The sequence below is a fragment of the Marinovum sp. PR37 genome (assembly GCF_028807375.1).
Taxonomy (GTDB): Bacteria; Pseudomonadota; Alphaproteobacteria; order Rhodobacterales; family Rhodobacteraceae; genus Marinovum; species Marinovum algicola.
In genome coordinates this window covers 1-3,672 of sequence record NZ_JARAML010000059.1, presented here as the reverse complement: position 1 = coordinate 3,672, position 3,672 = coordinate 1, and the positions used below count along the sequence as shown (strand labels likewise).

The following is a 3,672-nucleotide window of genomic DNA, read 5'->3' as shown; positions in this document are numbered from 1 at the left end:
TAGTTTACGCCAGATCCTGTCCAAAAGATGGGGAGTAGCTCAGAAAGCTGCATATCGGCTGAGAGAAGAGTTGACATCAAAGCTTACCCAAGAATTTGCTCGGCACATATCGAGGCCTGGCATTCTCACCATGAGTCCAGACGACTAAGAAGCGACTGCGAGTAAACGCAGATCACCCATGAAGCTTTCAAGCGTCTGAATGTCGGTCCGGATGCTTGCAGGAAACTTGCCGATCAGTGGTTCAGGCACCACAAGCTGCACCTTCGCCTGTGTCATTTCCCGGAACTGCGCCTCGGAAACACCCTCTTGCAAGGTCAGGAGGTGTTTCACCGGAATCCGGTCTGCCTCATTCAACACTTGCCGCCAGCGGTCACGGCAGGTGGTTTTGGTGGCCAGCATCCGAAGGCGGGCGGCAGGGAAGTTCGGATCACGATACGCAGCCTGTGAGGGAAACAGGAAGTCTGGTCGCTTCCCCGGTTCCGATTGTGGCCCATGCTCGAAATCCGCACCTTCCCGAAACCGCTCTTCGATCAGGATTTCACGGGTATGCAGTTCCAGCGAGCGTCCCGAGCGCGCCTTTCGCCGTTGCAGGATGGTTTGTGCCCGGGATATGAAGCCGTCTAGGGTGGTGAAGCCCGCCTTGATCGCAGGAAGCTCTATCGCCTCTTCCACGCTGCGGAAGATTTCGAACTCGCACTCCCGACGGCGCAGAAGTCGCTTGTCGGGCGGAGTCCCGTGCTCCGGGCGGAGTTCCACCGTTTTGCGCACGATCTCTGCCCCGGTCGGGAATTGCGCCAGCCATGCAGGCGGTATCTTGGCGGGTTCAAGCCAGCAACTCGCGCGTCCAGCGGCATAGGGTGGAAATAGTCCAGGCTGCTCGGGAGACCACATGACGAAGCGCCCCGGCTCGATTGGCCCGAACCGCTCCTCCGCAATATCTTCCTCGGTCTCATGGCGGCATACCCAGACATGGCAGCTTGTGGCAGTGCCGTTCTCGTCCAGAGGAAATGCAAAGACCGCAAGCGCGCCCGTGCTTTCCGGGTCCAACAGCGCCGATGCACCGCCCCCAAAATTGGTCAGCCGGGTTTCGTCGCGTCCATTCTGTTTGCCCTCGTGGCGCTTCGAGTTGTAATAGATCACCCGCACTTCCCGAGCGTCCATATGGGAGTCGACTGCCAGTTCAAAGCGGTGATCGGGGTTCTTCTCATCCGTCCGGTTGATCATCGGAAAGATACGGAAGAGGAAGTCCTTCGGGATGTAGGGGCCTGCCTGATGCGCGCCGTTGGCGAGGGTGTCATTGCCCGAAAGGCGCTTCACGAAAAGAGCGACTCCGGGCGCACAGAAAACCCCGAGCCAATCCGTGAAATCAGAGACTGCCATTTGCCCCTCCCGCAATCGTTTCCTTTATCGGGCCATTGGCCAGCCAATCCGCCGCACGGTCAAGCACCTCTTCCACAGGCAGACGCTCCCGGCCCTTGAGGGCGCATTCCCAGATCGTCAGCACCCGCCACCCATCGGCCAGAAGAGCGGCCTCGGCAGCTTCGTCCCGGGCGCAGTTGCCTTCTATCTTCGCCTCCCAGAACTCGCGCCGCGTGGCGGGCAGCCGGAACATGTGGCAGCCGTGCCCGTGCCAGAAACACCCGTGGATGAAGATGACAGCGCGGCGTCCAGGGAACACCAGATCGGGGGAACCCGGCAAGCGCCGGTCGTGCAGCCTGTAGCGGAAGCCCCGGGCATGGAGTCCCCGCCTCAGGATCATTTCGGGCCGCGTGTCCTTCCCGCGTACCCCTGCCATCATCCGCGAACGGGTCGCGGCGTCCACTACGTCAGCCAAGGAGGGGCAAACGCCTTTGCAGGTGCTCTTGGTCCTGTGAAGCCTCTGCCGCGATGTAAGGCAGCATGTGGCGAGCCACGGCCTCGATGACCGGAACCGCTACCGAGTTCCCGAACTGTTTGTATGCCTGCGTATCGGAGACCGGGATGATGAAACTGGACTCGCCAGGTTTGTCGAACCCCATCAGGCGGGCGCACTCCCTTGGGGTCAGGCGGCGCGGGTTCCTTCCTTCGCCCCGGTCAATCAGGATTTCCGATCCATCCTTGTAATACCGCGCCGAAAGGGTGCGCGCCGCGTCTCCCTTACCCACAAGCCCGAAACCGAAGCCGTTCCCGGCAGCACGATGCTTGGCCGCGTAGTCTTGCAGATACTGCCAGAGGTGATCGGTCAGGGTGTATTTGTCGCTCACGCGCCCGTTGGCATCCGTATAGTGTTTGTCGGGTGCCTTCTCTGAACCGTCTTCGGGGTGCAGGATCGTCCCGAGTTTTGGCCCGTTGAGCGGGGAAGGCACGTCCAGATCGTCAAAGGAGAAATCGCACTCCTCCCGGAAACCTGCAATCAGGATGCGTTCCCGGTGCTGGGGGACATAGCCCTTGGCATTGATCACGCGCGGCGTCGGGACGTGATAGCCAAGCTCGCGCAGGGTCCGCATGATCACCGCAAACGTGCGCCCTTTGTCGTGGTTCACGAGGTTCTTCACGTTCTCAAGCAGAAATGCCTTCGGGCGGTGTTCGGCAATGATACGGGCCACGTCAAAGAAAAGCGTCCCCTGTGTCTCGTCCGCGAAGCCGTGGGCGCGGCCCAGCGCGTTCTTCTTGCTCACGCCTGCGATGCTGAAAGGCTGGCATGGGAAGCCCGCAAGCAGCAGATCATGTTCAGGGATGTCCTTGGCCTCGGTCTTGGTTATGTCCCCCGAAATCTCGTGATCGTCATGGGGGAAGTTCGCGGCATAGGTGGTCTGGGCAAAGCGGTCCCACTCAGAGGTGAAGACGCATTTCCCGCCCAAAGGCTCGAACCCCCGGCGAATCCCGCCGATCCCCGCGAACAGGTCAATGAAACGGAAGGCGGGCTTCTCGGGTTCGGTCGCACTGCGCTTGTTAACGAGGTCTTCGAGCACCACAAGCGCGGCTTGCCGTGGCGTAGCCTCGCCCCGCTCCCAACGGTAGAGGGTCGCCGGGGAATAGCCGGTGAGTGGTGCCAGGGCCTCTACTGACAGGCCTGCGCGCTCGCGCAGACGGGAGAAGTCGGAACGGGTTTCATCAAGCATGTAGCGGATCCTCTGGGTCGATTTTTGTCATCCTTGCTGCATTCGACACACGAAGGCAAGAACAAAAGGGGAATTTTTGTTGAGGGTGCTCCGAAGAGGTAAACAACTGATTGCCACGCTCATCGCGCGTGGGAGCGTCAGTCATGAGGCCGCAGCATTTTGACATGGCTTCCGCTCAGGGAGCGCGACAAAAGCAACTCGCTACAATGCAATCCAAACTGCATGGTCCACGCTATATGGCGCGATAGGGGTCGCCCCCGGCTTCCAAGCGTTTTCGTGTCTCGGCACCAACGCGGATCGTTTCGATTGGATCGACTCGCAATCCCGGCCCAATGCGTTGACCGCCTCGGAAGCGACAAATCTCTCCGTCGTCTAGTCGCTCTTCAATTCCCGGGTCAGGGATAAACAAAAACGATGTTTGGAGATGCAGCGGAGTTGGCGTGACACAGAAGAATTTACCAGCAACAGCCACAACGGAATGCAAAACATAGTGCCCTTCCAGAACCCACCAACCGACAACCCGCTTCTCTGCAGCGCGACAAACAAGATGAGAATCCGGCGTCAATCAGGA

3 protein-coding genes are annotated in these 3,672 nt (G+C 59.8%); all 3 read right to left on the bottom strand.

The window, feature by feature from the left end; genetic code table 11:
- Nucleotides 1-144: 144 nt before the first annotated feature.
- Genes PVW49_RS23535 through dcm form a run of 3 tightly spaced genes read right to left on the bottom strand, consistent with a single transcriptional unit; the run spans nucleotide 145 to nucleotide 3,101 of the window.
- The gene (locus PVW49_RS23535) at nucleotides 145-1,380 is read right to left on the bottom strand and encodes a type II restriction endonuclease (RefSeq protein ID WP_274591784.1); all 1,236 of its coding nucleotides are present in this window, start codon (nucleotides 1,378-1,380) and stop codon (nucleotides 145-147) included.
- On the bottom strand, nucleotides 1,367-1,834 hold the full coding sequence (locus tag PVW49_RS23530) for a very short patch repair endonuclease (RefSeq protein ID WP_274591783.1): 468 nt from the start codon (nucleotides 1,832-1,834) through the stop codon (nucleotides 1,367-1,369). The genes PVW49_RS23535 and PVW49_RS23530 overlap by 14 nt, the downstream gene beginning before the upstream one ends.
- The gene (gene dcm / locus PVW49_RS23525; protein ID WP_274591782.1) at nucleotides 1,827-3,101 is read right to left on the bottom strand and encodes a DNA (cytosine-5-)-methyltransferase; all 1,275 of its coding nucleotides are present in this window, start codon (nucleotides 3,099-3,101) and stop codon (nucleotides 1,827-1,829) included. Before dcm ends, PVW49_RS23530 begins: the two co-directional genes overlap by 8 nt.
- Nucleotides 3,102-3,672 lie beyond the last annotated feature (571 nt).